This is a genomic window from Angustibacter aerolatus (assembly GCF_054776675.1).
This window is the reverse complement of the sequence record NZ_BAAHBM010000067.1, coordinates 1-18811: the sequence shown is the minus strand read 5'-3', so window position 1 is coordinate 18811 and position 18811 is coordinate 1. Positions and strand designations below refer to the sequence as shown.

20 protein-coding genes and 1 pseudogene are annotated in these 18811 nt (G+C 74.9%); 11 read left to right on the top strand and 10 right to left on the bottom strand.

What is annotated here, in order from left to right; translation table 11 throughout:
- Both ACYVI6_RS14170 and ACYVI6_RS14165 read left to right on the top strand, forming a co-directional pair.
- On the top strand, window positions 1-335 hold a 335-nt coding region (locus tag ACYVI6_RS14170), incomplete at its 5' end, for a WYL domain-containing protein (protein WP_460446990.1).
- Between the two features lie 101 nt (window positions 336-436).
- Complete coding sequence (locus ACYVI6_RS14165) at window positions 437-1144, top strand: DUF4190 domain-containing protein (protein ID WP_460446989.1); 708 nt, start codon at window positions 437-439, stop codon at window positions 1142-1144.
- Between the two features lie 3 nt (window positions 1145-1147).
- Here ACYVI6_RS14165 and ACYVI6_RS14160 read toward each other — a convergent pair whose 3' ends face one another.
- Window positions 1148-1579 (bottom strand): VOC family protein, encoded by a 432-nt coding sequence (locus tag ACYVI6_RS14160; protein WP_460446988.1) that lies wholly within the window; start codon window positions 1577-1579, stop codon window positions 1148-1150.
- A 94-nt stretch (window positions 1580-1673) separates the two neighbouring features.
- Between ACYVI6_RS14160 and ACYVI6_RS14155 the strand changes: the two genes are divergently transcribed.
- The 5 genes from ACYVI6_RS14155 (at window position 1674) to ACYVI6_RS14135 (ending at window position 7939) form a co-directional block, all read left to right on the top strand.
- Window positions 1674-3353, top strand: coding sequence for a DNA repair helicase XPB (locus ACYVI6_RS14155; RefSeq protein WP_460446987.1), 1680 nt, complete (start codon window positions 1674-1676; stop codon window positions 3351-3353).
- 94 nt (window positions 3354-3447) lie between these two features.
- Window positions 3448-4524, top strand: coding sequence for a right-handed parallel beta-helix repeat-containing protein (locus ACYVI6_RS14150; RefSeq protein ID WP_460446986.1), 1077 nt, complete (start codon window positions 3448-3450; stop codon window positions 4522-4524).
- A gap of 93 nt (window positions 4525-4617) precedes the next feature.
- Window positions 4618-5688: a right-handed parallel beta-helix repeat-containing protein gene (locus tag ACYVI6_RS14145; protein WP_460446985.1), complete on the top strand. Its 1071-nt coding sequence runs from the start codon at window positions 4618-4620 to the stop codon at window positions 5686-5688.
- 68 nt (window positions 5689-5756) lie between these two features.
- Window positions 5757-6734, top strand: a complete 978-nt coding sequence (locus tag ACYVI6_RS14140; protein ID WP_460446984.1) for a hypothetical protein — start codon at window positions 5757-5759, stop codon at window positions 6732-6734.
- A complete protein-coding gene (locus tag ACYVI6_RS14135) occupies window positions 6731-7939 on the top strand; it encodes a DUF6716 putative glycosyltransferase (protein ID WP_460446983.1) in 1209 nt (402 codons plus the stop codon). Before ACYVI6_RS14140 ends, ACYVI6_RS14135 begins: the two co-directional genes overlap by 4 nt.
- Here ACYVI6_RS14135 and ACYVI6_RS14130 read toward each other — a convergent pair.
- The 7 genes from ACYVI6_RS14130 to ACYVI6_RS14100 all read right to left on the bottom strand — a co-directional run bounded on the left by ACYVI6_RS14130 (window position 7936) and on the right by ACYVI6_RS14100 (window position 13854).
- The gene (locus ACYVI6_RS14130) at window positions 7936-8865 is read right to left on the bottom strand and encodes a hypothetical protein (protein WP_460446982.1); all 930 of its coding nucleotides are present in this window, start codon (window positions 8863-8865) and stop codon (window positions 7936-7938) included. The two genes, ACYVI6_RS14135 and ACYVI6_RS14130, sit on opposite strands and share 4 nt — an antisense overlap.
- A gap of 147 nt (window positions 8866-9012) precedes the next feature.
- On the bottom strand, window positions 9013-10308 hold the full coding sequence (locus ACYVI6_RS14125; protein WP_460446981.1) for a polysialyltransferase family glycosyltransferase: 1296 nt from the start codon (window positions 10306-10308) through the stop codon (window positions 9013-9015).
- Window positions 10305-11288 carry a glycosyltransferase family 2 protein gene (locus tag ACYVI6_RS14120; RefSeq protein ID WP_460446980.1) on the bottom strand — a complete coding sequence of 328 codons (984 nt, stop codon included), beginning with the start codon at window positions 11286-11288 and terminating at the stop codon, window positions 10305-10307. The genes ACYVI6_RS14125 and ACYVI6_RS14120 overlap by 4 nt, the downstream gene beginning before the upstream one ends.
- Complete coding sequence (locus ACYVI6_RS14115) at window positions 11288-12187, bottom strand: N-acetylneuraminate synthase family protein (RefSeq protein ID WP_460446979.1); 900 nt, start codon at window positions 12185-12187, stop codon at window positions 11288-11290. The genes ACYVI6_RS14120 and ACYVI6_RS14115 overlap by 1 nt, the downstream gene beginning before the upstream one ends.
- Window positions 12184-12942 carry an acylneuraminate cytidylyltransferase family protein gene (locus tag ACYVI6_RS14110; protein WP_460446978.1) on the bottom strand — a complete coding sequence of 253 codons (759 nt, stop codon included), beginning with the start codon at window positions 12940-12942 and terminating at the stop codon, window positions 12184-12186. The genes ACYVI6_RS14115 and ACYVI6_RS14110 overlap by 4 nt, the downstream gene beginning before the upstream one ends.
- Before the next feature lie 88 nt (window positions 12943-13030).
- The gene (locus tag ACYVI6_RS14105) at window positions 13031-13552 is read right to left on the bottom strand and encodes an SRPBCC family protein (RefSeq protein ID WP_460446977.1); all 522 of its coding nucleotides are present in this window, start codon (window positions 13550-13552) and stop codon (window positions 13031-13033) included.
- The gene (locus ACYVI6_RS14100) at window positions 13549-13854 is read right to left on the bottom strand and encodes an ArsR/SmtB family transcription factor (protein WP_460446976.1); all 306 of its coding nucleotides are present in this window, start codon (window positions 13852-13854) and stop codon (window positions 13549-13551) included. The genes ACYVI6_RS14105 and ACYVI6_RS14100 overlap by 4 nt, the downstream gene beginning before the upstream one ends.
- Before the next feature lie 164 nt (window positions 13855-14018).
- On the opposite strand from ACYVI6_RS14100, the gene ACYVI6_RS14095 reads away from it, so the two are divergent.
- Window positions 14019-14732, top strand: coding sequence for a response regulator transcription factor (locus tag ACYVI6_RS14095; RefSeq protein ID WP_460446975.1), 714 nt, complete (start codon window positions 14019-14021; stop codon window positions 14730-14732).
- Window positions 14725-16227, top strand: coding sequence for a sensor histidine kinase (locus ACYVI6_RS14090; RefSeq protein ID WP_460446974.1), 1503 nt, complete (start codon window positions 14725-14727; stop codon window positions 16225-16227). Before ACYVI6_RS14095 ends, ACYVI6_RS14090 begins: the two co-directional genes overlap by 8 nt.
- On the opposite strand, the gene ACYVI6_RS14085 is transcribed toward ACYVI6_RS14090, so the two are convergent.
- Window positions 16197-16769 carry a TetR/AcrR family transcriptional regulator gene (locus ACYVI6_RS14085; protein WP_284288371.1) on the bottom strand — a complete coding sequence of 191 codons (573 nt, stop codon included), beginning with the start codon at window positions 16767-16769 and terminating at the stop codon, window positions 16197-16199. The genes ACYVI6_RS14090 and ACYVI6_RS14085 overlap by 31 nt on opposite strands.
- A gap of 117 nt (window positions 16770-16886) precedes the next feature.
- Between ACYVI6_RS14085 and ACYVI6_RS14080 the strand changes: the two genes are divergently transcribed.
- Window positions 16887-17825, top strand: coding sequence for an NADP-dependent oxidoreductase (locus tag ACYVI6_RS14080; protein ID WP_460446973.1), 939 nt, complete (start codon window positions 16887-16889; stop codon window positions 17823-17825).
- A 4-nt stretch (window positions 17826-17829) separates the two neighbouring features.
- Here the strand turns inward: ACYVI6_RS14080 and bluB are convergent, their stop codons facing one another.
- Window positions 17830-18471 carry a 5,6-dimethylbenzimidazole synthase gene (bluB, locus tag ACYVI6_RS14075; protein WP_284288375.1) on the bottom strand — a complete coding sequence of 214 codons (642 nt, stop codon included), beginning with the start codon at window positions 18469-18471 and terminating at the stop codon, window positions 17830-17832.
- Between the two features lie 115 nt (window positions 18472-18586).
- Here bluB and ACYVI6_RS14070 point away from each other — a divergent pair.
- Window positions 18587-18811: pseudogene (locus tag ACYVI6_RS14070) on the top strand (hypothetical protein); the annotation flags it as partial.

Below are 18811 nucleotides of genomic sequence, written 5' to 3'. Positions count from 1 at the left end.
CCCGGCAGGTGCTGCAGGACGCGCTGCTCGACGCCGTCGTCCGCGGCGTGCGCACCGGCCAGCGCGCGGCCGACGAGACCCCCGCGCCCACCGGGCCGCGACTGGCGGCCACCGACCCGGCCGTCACGCTGGCCACCCTGCGCGACGCGCTGGTCGGGCGGCAGCGGGTGTGGATCGGGTACGTCGACGCCGGCGGCCGCACCGAGCGGCGCGTCGTCGAGCCGCTGTCGGTCGAGGGCGGACGGGTCACCGCGTTCGACCACGGGCTCGACGAGGTGCGCGACTTCTCGGTGCACCGGATCACCGGCGTGGCACCGGCCGACGAACCCGCCTGACCGGCAGCGCTCGTCGTGCGGGCGCGCGCCGACGCTCGGCACCCGCTCCCACGGCCCCGTAGGCTGACGGCCCCGCGCACCGCGCCGACCGAGGGGGACCCGTGCCCGACGAGCAGCACCCGGACCAGCAGGACGACCGCACCCAGCGGCTGCCCGTCGACCCGCCGACGCAGGCCGTGCCGGCCGACCCCGGGTCGTCGCTCTGGGCCACGCCGGACGACGAGCCGCGCCGTCCGTCGCTGCACAAGGAGCCGCAGGCCCAGCAGCAGCCCGACCCGTACCAGGGGTCCGTGCCCGCCGCGCCCGCACCGGGCGGCTCGACGTCGGTCGACGCCCAGCAGCAGCCCCACCAGCAGCAGCAGCCCCACCAGCAGCCGTACCAGCAGCAGCCGTACGGGCAGCCCGCGCCCTACCAGCAGCAGCCGTACGGACAGCAGCCCGGCCAGCCGTACGCCCAGCCCGCGCCCTACCAGCAGCCGTACGGCGGCTACCCCGCGCCGGTGCCGACGGCGAGCAGCGCGACCACGGTCATGGTGCTCGGCATCGTGTCGCTGGCCGCCTGGTTCATCGGTCTGCCCGGCTGGATCCTGGCGATCATCGCGCTGGTCAAGGCCCCCGGTGCCCGCCGGGAGATCGCCGCGTCGAACGGCGCCCTGGGCGGTCAGCAGCAGATCACGGTCGGCAAGGTGCTGGCGTGGATCTCGCTCGCGCTGGCAATCATCGTGGCGATCGTGATCGCGGTGATCGTCATCGCGGTGATCGCGAGCGACGGCTCGTCGAGCTTCAGCGACACGGTGGGCGACGTCTGACCGCTAGCTGAGGCAGAACTCGTTGCCCTCCGGATCGCGCAGCACCATGAAGTGCTTGCCCTGCTCCTCGATCCAGTCGACGCGGGTGGCGCCCAGCCCCTCGAGCCGCTCGGTCTCGGCGAGCACGGCGGCCTCGCGGGTCGGCACGTCGTCGTCGGCGGAGCTGACCCGCACGTCGAGGTGCACGCGGTTCTTGACCGTCTTGCCCTCCGGCACCTTCTGGATGAACACCCGCGGGCCCACGCCGTCGGGGTCGACGATCGCCCAGGCCCGGTCCCACTGGTCCTCGGGCACGTGCCAGGCGGCGAGCGCGTCCTCCCAGGTGTCGAACCCGGGCGGTGGCGGGTCCATCACGTAGCCGAGCACGTCGGCCCAGAAGTCACCCACCGCCCTCGGGTTCGCGGCGTCGAAGACGATCTGCACGGTGCGGGCCACGGCTGGCTCCTTCGCTCGGACGACCTGACCCGCACACCGTGCCAGCCGCCGCCGACAGTCGGCCACGTCCGGCGGCACGACCTACACTCGTGCGGTGAACCAGCCCGACGGACCGCTCATCGTCCAGAGCGACAAGACGCTGCTGCTCGAGGTCGACCACCCCGACGCCGAGGCGTGCCGTCGCGCCGTCGCCCCCTTCGCCGAGCTCGAGCGCGCGCCCGAGCACGTGCACACCTACCGGCTGACGCCGCTCGGCCTGTGGAACGCGCGCGCCGCCGGGCACGACGCCGAGCAGGTCGTCGACACGCTGCTGAAGTACTCGCGCTACCCGGTGCCGCACGCCCTGCTCGTCGACCTCGCCGAGACCATGGACCGCTACGGCCGGCTGCGGCTCGAGAAGCACCCGACCCACGGCCTGGTGCTGCACGCGAGCGACGTGCCGGTGCTCGAGGAGGTGCTGCGCAGCAAGAAGGTGCAGCCGCTGGTGGGGACCCGGGTCGACATCGAGACCGTGCTGGTGCACCCGAGCGAGCGCGGCCACCTCAAGCAGGTGCTGCTCAAGCTCGGCTGGCCGGCGGAGGACACCGCGGGCTACGTCGACGGCGAGGCCCACGAGATCGGGCTCGACGACGCCGACTGGCACCTGCGGCCCTACCAGTACGAGGCCGTCGAGGGCTTCTGGCACGGCGGTTCCGGCGTCGTCGTCCTGCCCTGCGGCGCGGGCAAGACGCTGGTGGGCGCCGCCGCGATGGCCAGGGCGAAGGCGACCACGCTGATCCTGGTGACGAACACCGTGTCGGCGCGGCAGTGGCGCGACGAGCTGCTGAAGCGCACCACGCTCACCGAGGACGAGATCGGCGAGTACTCCGGCGCCCGCAAGGAGGTGCGCCCGGTCACCATCGCGACGTACCAGGTGCTGACCCTGAAGCGGAAGGGCGTCTACCCGCACCTCGAGCTGCTCGACGCCCGCGACTGGGGTCTGGTGGTCTACGACGAGGTGCACCTGCTGCCCGCGCCGGTGTTCCGGATGACCGCCGACCTGCAGGCCCGCCGCCGCCTCGGCCTCACCGCCACGCTGGTGCGCGAGGACGGGCGCGAGGGCGACGTGTTCAGCCTCATCGGCCCCAAGCGCTACGACGCGCCGTGGAAGGACATCGAGGCGCAGGGCTACATCGCACCGGCCGACTGCGTCGAGGTGCGGGTCACCCTGCCGGACGCCGAGCGGCTGGCGTACGCGACGGCCGAGCCCGACGTCCGCTACCGGCTGGCGGCGTCGTCCGACGTGAAGACCAAGGTCGTGCGGCGCCTGGTCGAGGAGCACCGCGGCGAGCAGACGCTCGTGATCGGCCAGTACATCGACCAGCTCGACGACCTCGGCGAGCAGCTCGACGCACCGGTCATCAAGGGCGACACGACGGTCGCCGAGCGGCAACGGCTGTTCCAGGCCTTCCGCACCGGCGAGATCCAGCTGCTGGTGGTGTCGAAGGTCGCGAACTTCAGCATCGACCTGCCGGACGCGACCGTCGCCATCCAGGTGTCGGGGTCGTTCGGCTCGCGCCAGGAGGAGGCCCAGCGCCTCGGCCGGGTGCTCCGGCCGAAGGGCGACGGCCGGGCCGCGCGCTTCTACACGGTGGTCGCCCGCGACACCGTCGACGCCGACTTCGCCGCGCACCGGCAGCGCTTCCTCGCCGAGCAGGGCTACGCGTACCGCATCGTCGACGCCGACGACGTGCTGCACGGCAAGGACGTGCCGCCCGCCGCCGGGCCCGCCTGACGGATCCTCGCAGAACCCGTGACACCGGGTCGGCGGCCGGTCCAGACTCCGCAGCGAGCTCGCACGGGGCGGGCTCACGAGCTCGGGGGTCCCCATGAGGGTGCGCGTCGCGCTGCTGTCCACCGCCTGCCTCACCGCCCTGGTGCTGGCGCCGCAGTCGGCGCAGGCCGCCGCGCCGCCGCAGTGCGGTGACACGCTGCGGCACAGCACGACGCTGACCGCCGACCTGGTCTGCACCGGCGACGTCGGGCTGATCATCGAGGGCGACGACCTCGTGCTCGACCTGAACGGGCACACCGTGCGCGGCCCCGGCCCGGCAGCCGGCAGCACGGGGCTGCTCGCGGCGTCCGGCGCCAGCACGACGATCGTCGGCGGCACGGTGCGCGGCTGGGGCACCGGCGTCCGCACCTCGACCCAGGAGCTCGAGCCGGTCTACGTCACCCTGCGCCGCACGACGCTGCGGGCGAACGGCACCGGTCTGCTCGCCGACCAGGGCGCCTCGGTGACCGTGGCGGGCTCGAACTTCACCGGCAACACCCTCAGCGGCATGACGGCGTTCTCCGCGGCCGCAGAGGTCGGCTCGTCGCGGTTCGCGGGCAGCCCCACCGGCATCGAGGCCGCCGAGTCCCGGCTGACGCTGCGCAGCTCGGACGTCGACCGCAACCGCACCGGGCTGCTGTGCAGCCGGTCGGTGTGCGACGTCCGCGGCACGACCGTCCACCGCAGCGGCACCGGCGTGCAGACGGTGCAGGGCCAGCTGGTGCTGCGCTCGGACGAGGTGCGCGGCAACGACGTCGGCGTGGCGGTGAACGCGACGGGCGGGGCCGGCCCGGACGAGGTGGCCCTGAACCACATCAGCGGCAACGGCACCGGCGTCCTGGTCGGGAGCCTGGCCGACGTGTCGGTGCAGCGGAACCGGATCGACGGCAACGGTGTCGGCATCGCGACCGCACCCGGTACCACGGGCTATCAGCTGACCGCCGAACGGAACACCCTCGACCGCAACCACGACGGCATGCTGCTGGACGCCGGCCTGGCGCGACTCGGCCGCGACGTCGTGCGCGACAGCACCGACTGGGGCATCCGCGCACCGGGCGCCGTCGACCTGGGCGGCAACGTCGGCACCGGCAACGGCCACGTGCCGCAGTGCCTCGGCGTCACCTGCTCCTGACGAGTTCTGGTGGATCCCGTGACACGGCGACCCGGGTCGGCCCAGACTGCGCACGGGCTCGCACGGGGCGGGCCGACGACCTCGGGGGTCCACATGAAGGTGCGCGTCGCGCTGCTGTCCACCGCCTGCCTCACCGCCCTGGTGCTGGCGCCGCAGTCGGCCCAGGCCGCCGCGCCGCCGCAGTGCGGTGACACCCTGCGGCAGAGCACGACGCTGACCGCCGACCTGGTCTGCACCGGCGACGTCGGCCTGGTCGTGAAGGGCGACGACCTGGTGCTCGACCTGAACGGGCACACCGTGCGCGGTCCCGGCGTCGCCGCCGGTGGTACCGGCGTCCTCGTGGCGTCCGGCACCAGCCTCACGGTCACCCACGGCACGGTGCGCGGCTGGGGCACCGGCGTCCGGACGTCGACGCAGGAGCTCGAGCCGGTGTACGTCACCCTGCGCCGCACGACGCTGCGCGACAACGGCACCGGGCTGCTGGCCGACCAGGGCGCGGAGGTGACGGTGACCGGCTCGAACCTCACCGGCAACCGCACCGCCGGTGCCGCGCTCTTCCTGTCGCTCGTGCGTCTCGACGCCTCCCGGGTGGCCGGCAGCCCCACCGGCGTCGCCGCCGGCGAGGCGCAGCTGGTCGTGACGAACACCGACGTCGACCGCAACGGGGTCGGTGTGAGCTGCCGGTCGTCGTACTGCGAGGTCCGGCAGTCGACCGTGCACCGCGGCACGACGGGCGTCGACGCCTTCGACAGCCGCCTGGTGCTGCGGGCGAACGAGGTGCGTGGCACCGACGTGGGGGTGACGACCGGCCTGACCAGCGACGGCACGGACGACGTCACGCTCAACCGGTTCAGCGGCAACGGCGTCGGCCTGCAGCTCGGCACCTTCAGCCGGACGTCGCTGCAGCGCAACAGGTTCGAGCGCAACGGCACCGGCGTCGGCACCGCGGCGTCCGACGAGGAGCACACGCTCGAGGCGGTGCGCAACACGTTCGACCGCAACCACGACGGCATGCTGCTCGACGTCGGCACGAACCGACTCGGCCGCAACGTCGTGCGCGACAGCACCGACTGGGGCATCCGCGCGCCGGGGGCGGTCGACCTGGGCGGCAACGTCGCCACGGGCAACGGGCACGTGCCGCAGTGCCTCGGCGTCACCTGCTGAGCATCTGTTCAGCCTCCCGTCACCTGGCGTCGGCGGGTCGTGCACCCGGGCACGGTGAGATGGGGCACGTGACCACCACGAGCGCCTGGGTCGAGTCGCCGCTGCAGCTGCTGTCGGTGCTCGAGGCCCACCACGCCGGACGCCTCGGCGAGCGCACCGACGTCGTGCCGCGCGGTGACGTCGCGACCCTCGGCCCGACCGTGCGGCACCTGCGCCAGCTCGGCCTGCCGAGCGGGCTGCGGGTGCTCGACGCGGCCACCACCGGCCGGCCGCGCGCGGCCGCGCCCTGGGTCGTCGGCGACGTGTTCTCCGGACGGGTGCAGCGCGAGCTGGCGCTCGACGGGTCGGGCGAGCTGGTGGTGGTCGACGACGGGCGCGCCACCCTGCACCTGCTCGACCTGCGCGTCGCCCCGGCCGGCACGCCGCTGCCGCGCGCACGGGCCCGGGTGAACGCGGCCCGCCGCCTGCTCGGCAGCGAGGCCGCCGCCCGGCTGCGCCGCGCCGCGCAGGACGGCCGGCTGACCGTCGTCACGGCGTACGACGTCGACGTCGCGCTGCGCCTGCAGCTCGAGGGCATGGGCGTGCACCTGCGCCGGCACCGCTTCGGGTGGCTGCGCGAGCAGCCGCTCCCGGCCGCGCCCGGGCAGCCCACGGTGGTGCTCGGCAGCGCGATGGTGCACGACGGCCTGCTGCGCCAGGAGCCCTACCTGCGGTGGGTGCGCGAGCGCGCCGAGCACGGCCCCGTCGCCTACTACCCGCACCGCCGCGAGGCCTCCGAGACCCTCGGCGCGCTGTCCGGCGTCCGGCACGTGCGGGTCTACGAGCCCACCGTGCCGGTCGAGCTCAGCCTGCGCGGCCTCGACGCCGGGCACTCCGTCGTCTCGCTGCCGTCGACCACCGCGACCACGCTGCGCGCGGTGCTCGAGGGCCGCGGCACCCAGCTGGTCGTCGACCGCGTGCCCGAGGCCTGGTGGACGCCGGCCGCCGGCGCCGCCGTCCGCATGCACCTCGGCGGGGCCGACCTCGCCGGCACCGTCGCGGCGTGAGCCCCGCCCGCCCCCCGCGCGTCGTCGCCGTCGCGGACTCCGACTCGTACCTGAAGTGGGCCGTCGGCCTGCTCGGCACCCTGCCGGCCGACTGGCGGCGCCGCGCCGTCGTCGTCCGCTCGCCCATCGCCCCGTCGGCCGCCCAGCGCGCCGCGGCCGGCCGCGAGGACGACGAGCTCGTGACCTCGGTGCGCGAGCGCTCGCTGCCGAAGCTGCTGCGCGACCTGCGCCGCGAGCAGCCGGACGTCGTGATCCTGGCCTGCACCGGGCCGGTCGTCGACGTGCTGTCGCACGAGCTGCAGGGGCCCGACCGGCCGGTGCTGGTGAGCGGTCTGCCCGGGCTGTGCGTGCCGGCCAGCCGCAAGGCCTGGCGGTTCCGGGCCCGCGCCGACGTCTTCGTCGCACCGAGCCGGCACGAGCGCGTGCTGTTCGAGGAGGCGCGCGACGAGGTGGGGGCCACCGGCACCGTCGCTCTCGCCGCGCTGCCCTTCCTGCGCGTGCCCGCCCCCGCCGAGGGCGGCCTGCGCGACCGTGTGGTCTTCGCGGCGCAGGCCAAGGTGCCGCGCGAGCCCGAGGACCGCGAGGCGATCCTGCTGGCGCTCGACGAGCTCGCTCGCCGCCGTCCCGACCTGCGGCCGGTGGTGAAGCTGCGGGCGCTGGCCGGCGAGCAGCAGACCCACCGCGAGCGCCACCCGTACGACGAGCTGTGGGCCGGGCTGGTCGCCCGCGGCCGCGTGGTCGACGGCTCGGTCGGGTTCGCCACCGGCTCGATGGCCGCGCACCTCGAGCTCGCCGCCGGCCTGGTGACCGTCAGCTCGACCGCCGCGCTCGAGGCCATGGGTGCCGGCGTGCCGGTGCTCGTGCTCGACGACTGGGGCGTCGACGAGCGCATGCTGAACCTCGCCTTCGAGGGATCGCGGTGCTTCGGCTCGCTCGACGACCTGCGCGAGGGACGGTTCCACCACCCGAGCCCGGAGTGGTTGCGCGACAACTACTTCCACGACCCGTCGGACGACGACCTGGTGCCGGTGCTGAAGGACCTCGTGCACCAGGCGCGCACCGTCGGCCTGCCCACGCGCGGCCCCGTCGTCGGCGGCACCGGCCCCCGCCGCCGGCGCCGCAACCGCTGGCGCCTCATGGTGCCGCCGAAGGCCCAGCCGGTGTTGCGCCCCCTCGCCCGCGTGCTGCTGACCCGCCTGTTCTAGGTCCTCGGGGTCACGACGGCCAGCGCTCTGAGCCACGTGCCGCGTCCCGGAGGTTCGAGCGGCGGCCGGTCGTGCCACACCACGTCCAGGTCGGCCCCGGTCCCCACCCGCAGGTCGTGATCGGCCCACAGACGCTGGGGCACGTGCAGCCACGCGCTGCCGCTTCCGTCCTCGACCCGTGCCCATGGCCCACGCCGCTCGACGACGGTCGCCTGCACGCGAAACGGGCGGAACCGCCGTGCGATGGCGGTGCTCAGCGCACCGGGTGTGGGGATGACCACGTCCCAGGCCTCGTCGTCGCTCTGCAGCCGCGGCCAGTCGCCGGGCCACACGCTGGGGTGGACGCCGACGAGGTCGCCGGTCGTGTACCCGTCGGTGCCGGGGTGCTGCGCGCTGCGCGCTGCCAGGAGCTCCCAGCTGTGGTCCGCCTCACGCGGCTGCCCGTCGTCGCCCAGCTCATACGTCGGGTCCTGCAGCAGGTCGGCGGAGGCTGCGACCCAGGCGGTCAGGCTGGCAGCGGAGACGGGAGTCGTGTCGCTGCCGATGCCGAGCTCGAAGACCGCCGAGGTGTCGCGGGGACGAGCGGTCGCCACCACGCCCGTGCCGAACCATCCCTCCCCATCGACCTCCACGTGACCGGGGGACCAGGCGCACACCTCGTGCCGCGACCTCGACCTCGACACGATGTCGTGACTCGACCCGACACCCGTGAAGCCACCCGCCATCACCCACGACTGGTGCGCGCTGCCGTTCATCACCGAGAGCAGCTCGAGCAGCTCGGCGGGCACGTGCAGCCCGGGGAACGCCGCCTTCAGCTCGGCGAGCTCGTCCTCGGTCGCTCCGTCGGGCACCTCGACGTCGGGAAACCGGCGCACCAGCTGCTCGCGCAGACGGTGTGCGTGCTCCGTCATCGGCGACTGCGACATCTCCTCACTCTCGCAGCCCAGGGAGAGTGGACGGCCGGTGGCGGGCTCGAGGTACCCGACTGGCCGAACGCGCGGGCAGAAGTCCCCCTGTGGGGCCGGTAGGGACCCAGGAGCGAGCTTCTGCCCGCGCTGCGGGACGACCCCGCGTCAGGTCGTGCGGCGCAGGCGGGCAGTGAGCGGGTCGAGGCGGCGACGCAGCCGGTCGCGGCGGGACGGCGGGACGGCACCGGGCAGGCCGAGTGCCGTGAGCCGCTTGCGGAACACGTACGCGCGGTCGGCGGGGCGCTCGGTGAGGTGCCGGACGGCGGTGGGGCGCAGGTGCGCGAAGGCGACCGGCTGCATGGCGTGGCCGACGGTGTCGAGCAGGGCCTGCAGCTGCTGCGGCGACCGCGGGGTGGAGGGCGAGCCGTCGAGCGGGGGCACGGTGGCGTCGACCAGCACGAGCGGCACCCGGTTGCTGTTCTGGTACGGCGAGAGCCGGCGCAGCACGTCGTCGGTGCCGTGGCGGGTGACGGGCAGGCCGTACCAGCGCTCGGCGGTGACCAGCGCGGTCGAGAAGCAGCCGGTCACCTCGGCGGGACGCAGCCGGGCGAACAGCGCCTCGGCGGGCAGCGCACCGGGCAGCTGGTGCAGCGTCACGCCGAGCTCGTCGGCGGCCGCCTGCAGCGAGCGGGTGAGGGCGCGCGGCGCGGCGGGATGCGGCTTGTAGCCGACGGCGCCGTGCCCGCGGGCGGCGAGGCCGCGCAGCATGCCGACGTGCAGCTGCTGCTCCTCCTCGTCGGTCATCAGCCCGAGGGCGGCGAGGTACTGGCCGAGCAGCAGCGGCGTGCCGACCGGCGGCAGCGGGGCCTCGGGCAGCGCGGCGTCGACATCGGCGAGCACGGCCGCGAACGCGTCGTCCGGCACCACCTCGGCCGGCACGCCGTACTCGCTCAGCAGCAGGGGCCGGACGCCGGGCACGAGGTCGAGGTGCAGCAGCCGGGTCAGGCGCTCCTGCAGGTCGCGTGGCAGGGGTGAACGCGTGGGGCCGTAGCTCATGAGCCCGTCGGAGTAGACGGTCACCGGTGAGGTGGCGAACACCGTCGCGATGGCCCGCGCGGGCTTCACCGCGATCGACTCGAGCACCAGCTCGTCGGGTGGCCCGTCGAGCCCCCACGCGGCGCGCAGCAGCGGCTCGATGACGAGGGCGTCGTCGGCGCGCGGCTGCCAGCCGGAGGGGTGCAGCGGCCCGAGCACGTCGTTCCACGACACGACCTGGTCGAAGCACCCGGCGACGGCGGCGAACGCCGGAGCCCGGTCGAACGGCGTGGCCACCTCTGGCACGGCCGCGTTGTTGCAGACGACGAGCACCCGTCGCTGCCCGTCGCCCAGCTGCCCGCTCTTCACGGCGGCGGCCAGGGTCATGGCGCCGAGCAGCGACGACGCCGCCAGCAGCTGGGTCACGCCGCCCTCCGCGAGGTCAGGCCGGCCAGCTCGCGCACGGCCGCCGCCCGCTCCGGCGTCACCTGCGCGAGCACCTGCGCCACGGCCGGCCCGGGCAGCGCGAGCAGCCGCTCGCGCACGTCCTGCCGCTGGCGGCGCCGCAGCGCGGGGGTGAGCCGGGCCTCCTCGCGCACGTGGTGCAGCACGATCGCGAAGTACGTGCGCAGCGCCTTCGGCAGCAGCCGCTCGCCCTCGGGGTGCCCGGCCAGCTCGGCGAACACGATGTCGAAGGCGTCGAGGTAGTGCAGCTGCCGCTCGTCGCCGATCTCGGTGAGCGTGCCGGCCAGACCCCGCCGGTAGAAGTACCCGGCGAGCGGCACCACCGCGACGCTCTCGGCGTGCAGGTGCAGCCGCCACGTCCACGGCCGGTCCTCGGCGGTGTGCAGCCCGGCCCGGAAGTGCAGCAGCCCCCGGTCGGCGAGCCGCCGGTCGTAGATCCCGCTCCAGGCCGTGCAGTAGTCGACGAGCGTGGCGCGCCCCGCCGGCAGCACGGTGTCGATCGGCCGCAGCACGGTGTCGCGCCGGCCCTCGGGCACCCGAACGAGCGCGCGCTTCGTGCCCTCCGAGCGCACGTGGTCGACCTTCACGAAGTCGGTGCCGTGGTGCTCGATCGCCGCCACCAGCCTCGGCAGGTAGCCGGGCGCGAGCCAGTCGTCGCCGTCCAGGTACGTCACGTACCGGCCGGTGCTGGCCTCCAGCCCCACGTTGCGCGCCTGGGCCAGACCCACCGCGACCTCGTGCCGCACGACCCGCAGGTCGTGCAGCCGGTCGCGGTAGGCGTCGAGCACCTCGGGCGTGCCGTCGACCGAGGCGTCGTCGACCGCGACGACCTGGAAGTCCTCGCGGTCGTTGCGGCACAACGACTCCAGCGTGGTGGTCAGGAACGCCTCGACGTCCCTGACCGGCAGCACCACCGACAGCGTGGGCGACCCGCCCGGCATCAGGCCGTGACGCGGCGCAGCGAGTCGCGCTTCGACGCCTCGCCCGGCATCACGCGCTTCTTGCCGTCGCCCAGGGCCTGCTCGGTGATGCGGATGTCGCGCACGAGGCGCATCAGGCCGCCCGGCTCGACGGACGCCGACTGGTCGCTGCCCCACATCGCGCGGTCCAGCGTGATGTGCCGCTCGACGGTGACGGCGCCCAGGGCGACCGCGGCGACGCTCACCTGCAGGCCGACCTCGTGGCCCGAGTAGCCGACCGGCACGCCGTACCGCTCGCGCAGGGCCTGGATCGCCAGGAGGTTGGTCTCCTCCGGCGGCAGCGGGTAGGTCGACGTGGCGTGCATCATCACCAGGCGCTCGGTGCCGAGCGTTTCGACGGCGACGTCGATCTCCGACAGCTCCGACATGCCGGTCGACAGCAGCACCGGGCGGCCGCTGTCGCGCACGGCGCGCAGCAGCTCGAGGTCGGTGATGGACGCCGACGCGACCTTGTGCACCGGCACGTCCATCGAGTTCAGGAAGTCGACCGAGGGCACGTCCCAGGGCGACGCGAACCACGCGATGCCGCGGTCGGCGGCGTGCGCGGCGATCTTCTCGTACTCGGCCTGGCCGAACTCGACGCGGTGCTTGTACTCCAGGTACGACATCTCGCCCCAGGGCGTCTGCCGGCGCTGCGCCTTCTGGTGCTCGGGCACGGCGATCTCGGGCGTGCGCTTCTGGAACTTCACGGCCTGGCAGCCGGCGACCGCCGCGACGTCGATGAGCTGCTTGGCGATCTCGACGTCACCGTTGTGGTTGATGCCGATCTCGGCGATCACGTAGACGGGCTGGCCCTCGCCGACGAGGTGCTCGCCGATCTGCACCGGCTGGGTGGTGGTGCGCTCCGCGGTGGCGGTCATGGTCGTGCCCCTTCGTCGGTTGGTGCGCCCACGAGGGCGCCTGGCTGCTGCTCGACGACGGGCGCGAGCGCGCGCGCGACGTCGAGGTCCTCCGGTACGTCGATCTCGACCGCCGCGACCGCGCGCACGAGCTGCACGCCCGTGCGTCCGGCGAAGCGATGTCCGGTGCGGCGCAACGACTCCGTGCGGACGGCGTAGAACGCGCCGGTCTCGTGCAGGTCGGGTTCGATGTCCTGCCGGCGGCGGCGCTGCACGGTGTCGTCGTGGTTGACGCCCCGCACCGTGCCGTCGCCCTGCGCCCGCCAGACGAACGCGTGGCTGGCGACGGCCGCGAAGCAGGTGTCGAGGCCGTCGTCGCGCACCTGCTTCACGGCGGCGTCGAGGTCGGCGGGGTCGAGGAACGGGCTGGTGCACTGCACGAGCACCGTCACCTCGGGGTCGATCCCGTCGTCGCGCAACGTGTCGAGCGCGTGGAAGACCGCGCTCTCCGACGTCGCCGTGTCGCCCGACAGGTCCGCCGGGCGCCGTACGACCTCGGCCCCGGCGGCACGCGCGACCGCGGCGATGTCGTCGGAGTCGGTGCTGACGACGACCAGGTCGATCTCCGCGCTGGCCACGGCGGCGTCGACCGCGCGCTCGACCAGCCGCCGCGACCCGACGCGGGCCAGGTTCTTGCCCGGCACGCCGCGCGACCCGCCGCGTGCCGGCACGACGGCCACCACGCGAACGGCTCGGGACTGCGGGGGTGCGCTCACCCGACCACCGTGACGACGACGTCTGTCCCGACGGTGAACTCGACGTGACGGGACCCGGACGTCGAGCCGTCGATCGCCTCGCGGCGGCTCAGTCCCCGGGCGGCGGCGGCACGTCGGCGGGCAGGCCGGCGTCGACGTACGAGCGGTACAGCGGTCGCCAGGGGGTGGCGTCGGGGCGCTTCGGCCCGCCCCGCGGCACGTCGGCCACGAGCAGGTCGAGCTCGTCGAGGCACTGGTGCCACCCGCCGGCGTTCATGGCGGCGGTCCCCCGCTGGTGCAGCAGGTTCAGCAGCGTCAGCCGGGTGCCGCCCTCGAAGGGCTCGACCGTCAGGTGCACCTCGTCGTCGCCCCACGTGAAGGCGAACCGGTGCGGCGGGTCCCAGACCAGCACGGCGCCGGCCGCGTCCTCGGCGTCCGGGTCGCCGGTGAACGTCATCGGCGCCCCGACCCGCTGCTCGTAGTCGACCTGCGACGGGAACCACTGCGGCAGCTCGGCCGGGTCGGTGACCGCCCGCCACACCCGCTCGGGCGACTGCGGGTAGGTGCGCTCGAACCGGACGGCGGGCCGCCCCTCGACCTCGACGTACTCGCCGCGCGTGCTGCTGGTCACCGGTCCTCCAGGTGGTCGCCGAGCCGGTCGAGCGCGGTGCCCCAGCGCTCGCGGTAGGGAGCGAGCCAGGTGTCGAGGTCGGCCAGCGGCGCCGACTCGAGGGAGTAGACCCGGCGCTGGGCCGCGACCCGCACCGAGACCAGGCCGGCCTCGCGCAGCACCCGCAGGTGCTTGGACGCCTGCGGCTGGGTCATCCGCAGCCGCTCGACCAGCTCGCCGACGGCGCACGACCCCTCGCGCAGCACGTCGAGCACCGCGCGCCGCCTCGGGTCGCTCACCGCGCCCCACACCACCTCGCTCACGCGTCGAACATGCCGCACGAGGCATATGCCTGTCAAGGCATGCACAGGCGCCGAGCTGCGCCCAGCGGTTGAGCCGACGTCCGCCGCGTGACCCGCTGGACGCATCTCGGCAGGTCACATCCCGTTCCCAGCAGGCTCCCAGGGTCGGGGCGCATGCTGGGCGGGTGCCGAAGTCCGACGTGCCAGAGGCGAGGCTGCTCGTCGTCGAGGACGAGCCCAACATCCGCGAGCTGCTGTCGACGTCCCTGCGGTTCGCGGGCTTCGACGTGCACACCGCCGGCGACGGCGCGACGGCGCTGCAGCTCGCGCAGACGCAGCAGCCCGACCTGCTCGTGCTCGACGTGATGTTGCCCGACATGGACGGCTTCACCGTGACCCGCCGGCTGCGCGAGCAGGGCCGCCAGGTGCCGGTCGTGTTCCTCACCGCGCGCGACGACACCGCCGACAAGGTCACCGGCCTCACCGTCGGCGGCGACGACTACGTGACCAAGCCGTTCAGCCTGGAGGAGGTCGTGGCGCGCATCCGCGCGGTGCTGCGGCGCACCGGCGGCGGCGCGGGCGACGAGGGCCGGATGGTCTTCCACGACCTGGTGCTCGACGAGGACTCGCACGAGGTGCACCGCGGTGGCCGCTCGGTCGAGCTGTCGCCCACGGAGTTCAAGCTGCTGCGCTACCTGATGCTCAACCCGAACCGCGTGCTGTCGAAGGCGCAGATCCTCGACCACGTGTGGGACTACGACTTCCGCGGCGAGTCCGGCATCGTCGAGTCGTACATCTCCTACCTGCGCCGCAAGGTCGACGCCGACGAGCAGGTGCCGCTGATCCACACCCGCCGCGGGGTGGGGTACGTGCTGCGCCTGCCGCCCGAGCATGGCTGACGCGACCGCTCTCCCCCGGCGGCCGGCGCTGCAGCGCCTGCGCGGGCTGCCGCTGCGCACCCGGCTCGTCGCGGTGCTGGTGCTGCTCGCGCTCGTCGCGCTCGCGGTCACCGGCGTCGTGGCCGTGACGCTGCTGCGCCAGCAGCTGGTGGAGAAGGTCGACGACCAGCTGCGGCTCACCGCCAGCAACGCGATCCAGTACGGCCGGCTGCCGCAGAGCACCGGCGAGACGAGCGACCGCCGCGGTCAGCTGCCGACCACGACGTACGGCGTGATCATCTTCGACTCGGGCGGCTACGGGCGCTTCGACGACGGCACCGGGTCGGCGGCCGGCATCCCCGACCTGTCGGGCCTGCACGACGTCACCGAGGCCAAGGCGATGGACGGCAAGGTCGAGACGCTGCCGCTGGCCGACGACGACGGCTCGTGCCGGGTGTTCGTGCGCCGGGTCAGCGTCGGCGGCGTCGGCTCGGGCACCCTCGTCGTCGGGCAGGCCCTCACCGACGTCGACGACACCGTCACCCAGCTCACCGTGGTGCTGCTGGTCGTCGGCCTCGTCGTGCTCGCCGCGGTCGGCACCACCGGCGGGTTCGTCGTGCGGCGGGCGCTGCGCCCCCTGACCGAGGTCGAGGACGTCGCCGAGGCCATCGCGGGCGGCGACCTCACCCGGCGCGTGCCCGACCACCCGACGTCCACCGAGGTCGGCCGGCTCTCGGCGTCGCTGAACGGCATGCTCGCCCAGATCGAGCAGTCGTTCGCGCTGCGCGAGGCGTCCGAGGAGCGCATGCGGCGGTTCGTCAGCGACGCCAGCCACGAGCTGCGGACGCCGCTCGCCGCCGTCCGCGGGTACGCCGAGCTCTACCGGCAGGGCGCCGTCACCGAGCCGGACGACGTGCGCGGGGCCATGCGCCGCATCGAGGACGAGGCCACCCGCATGGGCGGGCTGGTCGAGGACCTGCTGCTGCTCGCCCGCCTCGACGAGCAGCGCGCCGAGGAGCGCGACCCGGTCGACCTCACGGTGCTGGCGGCCGACGCGGTGCAGGACGCGCGCGCCCTCGAACCGGGGCGGCCGCTGCGCGTGGTGGCCCGCACCGGCGAGCTCGGCCCCGTGCTGGTCGACGGCGACGAGCCGCGGCTGCGACAGGTCGTCACCAACCTGGTGGCGAACGCGCTGCGGCACACCCCACCCGGCACGCCCGTCGAGCTGGCGGTCGGCACCGACGACGGGTCGGGGCTGCTCGAGGTGCGCGACCACGGCCCCGGCATCGCGCCCGACCAGGTGCGGTCGGTGTTCGAGCGGTTCTTCCGCGCCGACGCCTCGCGCGCCCGCGGGCAGGGCGGCGGCTCGGGCCTGGGGCTCGCCATCGTCGCCGCGATCGTGAACGCGCACCGCGGGCAGGTCGGCGTCACCACGACGCCCGGCGGCGGCGCGACGTTCGTCGTCCGGCTGCCGCTGCGCGCGGCTCAGCCGGCGACGCCGAGCCCCGCGAGGTAGGTGGCCAGCAGCCGGGCCGCCACGGCGTCCCACCCCGGGCCTCGACCCGGCTGCGCGAGCGTGGCACCGAGCCACGCGACGTCCGGCACGTCGAGGTCGCGGCGGATCGTGCCGTCGTCGCGGCCGCGGGCCACCAGCGCCCGGATGCCGTCGTGCAGCAGGGCCTGGACGGCGCGGGTGCGGTCGCTCTCGGACGCCGGGCCGCCGGTCGAGCGCAGCACCAGGTCGTCGCGGTCGCGCACCACCGCGGTCAGGAAGGCGCCGAGCACCTCGACCGCGGTGCCCCCGCTCTCGACGGCCTCCTCGAGGTGGTCGAGCAGCCTGCGGAACGAGCGGTGGGTGAGCTCTTCGAGCAGGTCGTCGCGGGTCGGGAAGTGCCGGTACAGCGTCCCGACCCCGACACCCGCGTCGGCCGCGATGGTCGCCATCGGCACGCCGGGGCCGTCGCGGTGCAGAGCCGCCACCGCGGCCACCACGACGCGCTCGCGGTTGCGCCGGGCGTCGCGGCGCGGGGCCCGCTCGGCGCTCGGCTGCTCCTGCACCCCGTCATTGAACCCGAGAGGTCGGGTGGGTGAAGCGGAAGAAATCGTCCGCTTCGATTGCTGGCCTCCTCAGCGCGCGGGCAGCGGGCCCGCACGACGGCACAGAGGAGCAGGGCGATGCAGGCAGTGCGGTTCCACGAGCACGGCGACCCCGACGTCCTGCGGCTCGACGAGGTCGACGCCCCCGAGCCCGGCCCCGGTCAGGTGCGGGTGCGCGTCGGCGCGACCTCGTTCAACGGCGTCGACGCGAACATCCGGGCCGGCCGCATGCAGGGCCCGATCCCCGTGACGCTGCCGCACACCCCCGGCCTCGACGTCGCCGGCACCGTCGACGCCGTCGGCGACGGGGTCGAGGGCCGCGCGGTCGGCGACCGCGTGGTGGGCTTCCTGCCGATGACCGAGGACGGCGCCGCCGCCGAGCTGGTGCTCGCCCCGGCCGAGGTGCTGGCCGCGGCCCCGACGTCCGTGCCGTTCGCCGACGCGGCCGCGCTGCCGCTCGTCGGGCTCACCGCCTGGCAGGCGCTCTTCGACCACGCCGGCCTGCAGGCCGGGCAGCGCGTGCTCGTCGTCGGCGCGGCCGGGGCCGTCGGCGGCTACGCCGTGCAGCTCGCGAAGGCCGCGGGCGCCACCGTGGTCGCCGCGGTCGGTGCGCGAGGCGCCGACCGGGCCCGGGCCGCCGGCGCCGACCAGGTCGTCGACGGCACGGGCGACCTCGCGGCCGCCGTGACCGAGCCGGTCGACGTCCTGCTGAACCTCGCGCCCATCGACCCCGACGCGTTCGCCGCGCTCGTCGCCGTCGTGCGCGACGGCGGCGTCGTCGTGAGCACGACCGTCTGGATGCCGACCCCCGGCGACGACGCGCGCGGGGTCCGGGCCGTCGACCTGTTCGTCCGCAGCGACGCCGCCCAGCTGGCCGAGCTCGTCGCCCGCGTCGACCGCGGCGAGCTGCACGTCGACGTCGCCGAGCGGGTGCGGCTCGCCGACCTGCCCGCCCTGCACGCCCGCGCAGCCGCCGGCGACCTGCCCGGCAAGGTCGTCGTCACCGTCGCCGACTGAGCGCTCAGGCGGACGCCGTGGGCCAGCGCTCGCTGTGCACGGCGTCCGCCAGGGGCCGGCGCACGCGCCAGCCGTGCCGCTCGAGATCGGGCACGTCCTCCAGGTGGGTCACCGGCCCCAGACACAGCCAGGCCACGGGCCGCACGGTCTCGGGGATGCCGAGCAGGTCGCGCACGAACGGCTCGCGGTAGAACGACACCCAGCCGACGCCGAGCCCCTCTGCGGTCGCGGCCAGCCACAGGTTCTGGATCGCCAGACAGGCGGAGTAGAGCCCGGCGTCCGCGATCGCGTGCCGGCCGAGCACCGACGGGCCGCCGCGGTCGGCGTCGTACGTCACCACCACCGAGAGCGTCGACTCGAGCACCCCGTCGACCTTGATGCGGCTGAATCGTTGCCGTTCGTCACCCGTCAGCGTCGCCGCGAACACGTCGCGCTCGGTGCGCACGTGGTCGTGGAAGGCCCGGCGCGTGCCGGCGTCGCGCACCAGCACGAAGTCCCACGGCTGCGACAGGCCGACGCTCGGCGCCGCGTGCGCCGCCGACAGCACCCGGTGCAGCACGTCGTCGTCGAGGGGCTCGCCGGTGAACTGGCCGCGCACGTCGCGCCGGCCGTGCAGGACGTCGTACAGCGGGTGGGTGCTCGTCACGGCCCAGCACCCTAGGGGCCTGGCGCTCACAGCGGCCTCCCAGGCAGGGTCCAGCGCGCTGCAACTCGCGGGGTGTCTGATGCTTGCACGGGACGATCCGCTAGCGAGGGACGACATGTCGCAGACACCGCACGACCAGCAGCACCAGACCGGCGAGGGCGGCAGCACGCCGCACGACCAGACCCAGCCGGTCGCCTGGTTCGGCGACGACCGCGCCCAGGCCGGGCAGCCGCAGCCCGCCGGCCCGTACGCCGGCCAGCAGCCTGGCACCCAGGGCTGGCCCGGCCCGTCGCAGCAGCAGCCGCGCGACCCGTGGGCCGCGCCCGGCGCCGCCGCGTAC

Excerpts from the sequence above, each read along its gene's own strand:
- ACYVI6_RS14150 (WP_460446986.1), top strand. The coding sequence starts at position 3,448 with ATGAGGGTGCGCGTCGCGCTGCTGTCCACCGCCTGCCTCACCGCCCTG.
- ACYVI6_RS14145 (WP_460446985.1), top strand. The coding sequence starts at position 4,618 with ATGAAGGTGCGCGTCGCGCTGCTGTCCACCGCCTGCCTCACCGCCCTG.
- ACYVI6_RS14130 (WP_460446982.1), bottom strand. The coding sequence starts at position 8,865 with ATGTCGCAGTCGCCGATGACGGAGCACGCACACCGTCTGCGCGAGCAG.
- ACYVI6_RS14120 (WP_460446980.1), bottom strand. The coding sequence starts at position 11,288 with ATGCCGGGCGGGTCGCCCACGCTGTCGGTGGTGCTGCCGGTCAGGGAC.
- ACYVI6_RS14115 (WP_460446979.1), bottom strand. The coding sequence starts at position 12,187 with ATGACCGCCACCGCGGAGCGCACCACCACCCAGCCGGTGCAGATCGGC.
- ACYVI6_RS14090 (WP_460446974.1), top strand. The coding sequence starts at position 14,725 with ATGGCTGACGCGACCGCTCTCCCCCGGCGGCCGGCGCTGCAGCGCCTG.
- ACYVI6_RS14080 (WP_460446973.1), top strand. The coding sequence starts at position 16,887 with ATGCAGGCAGTGCGGTTCCACGAGCACGGCGACCCCGACGTCCTGCGG.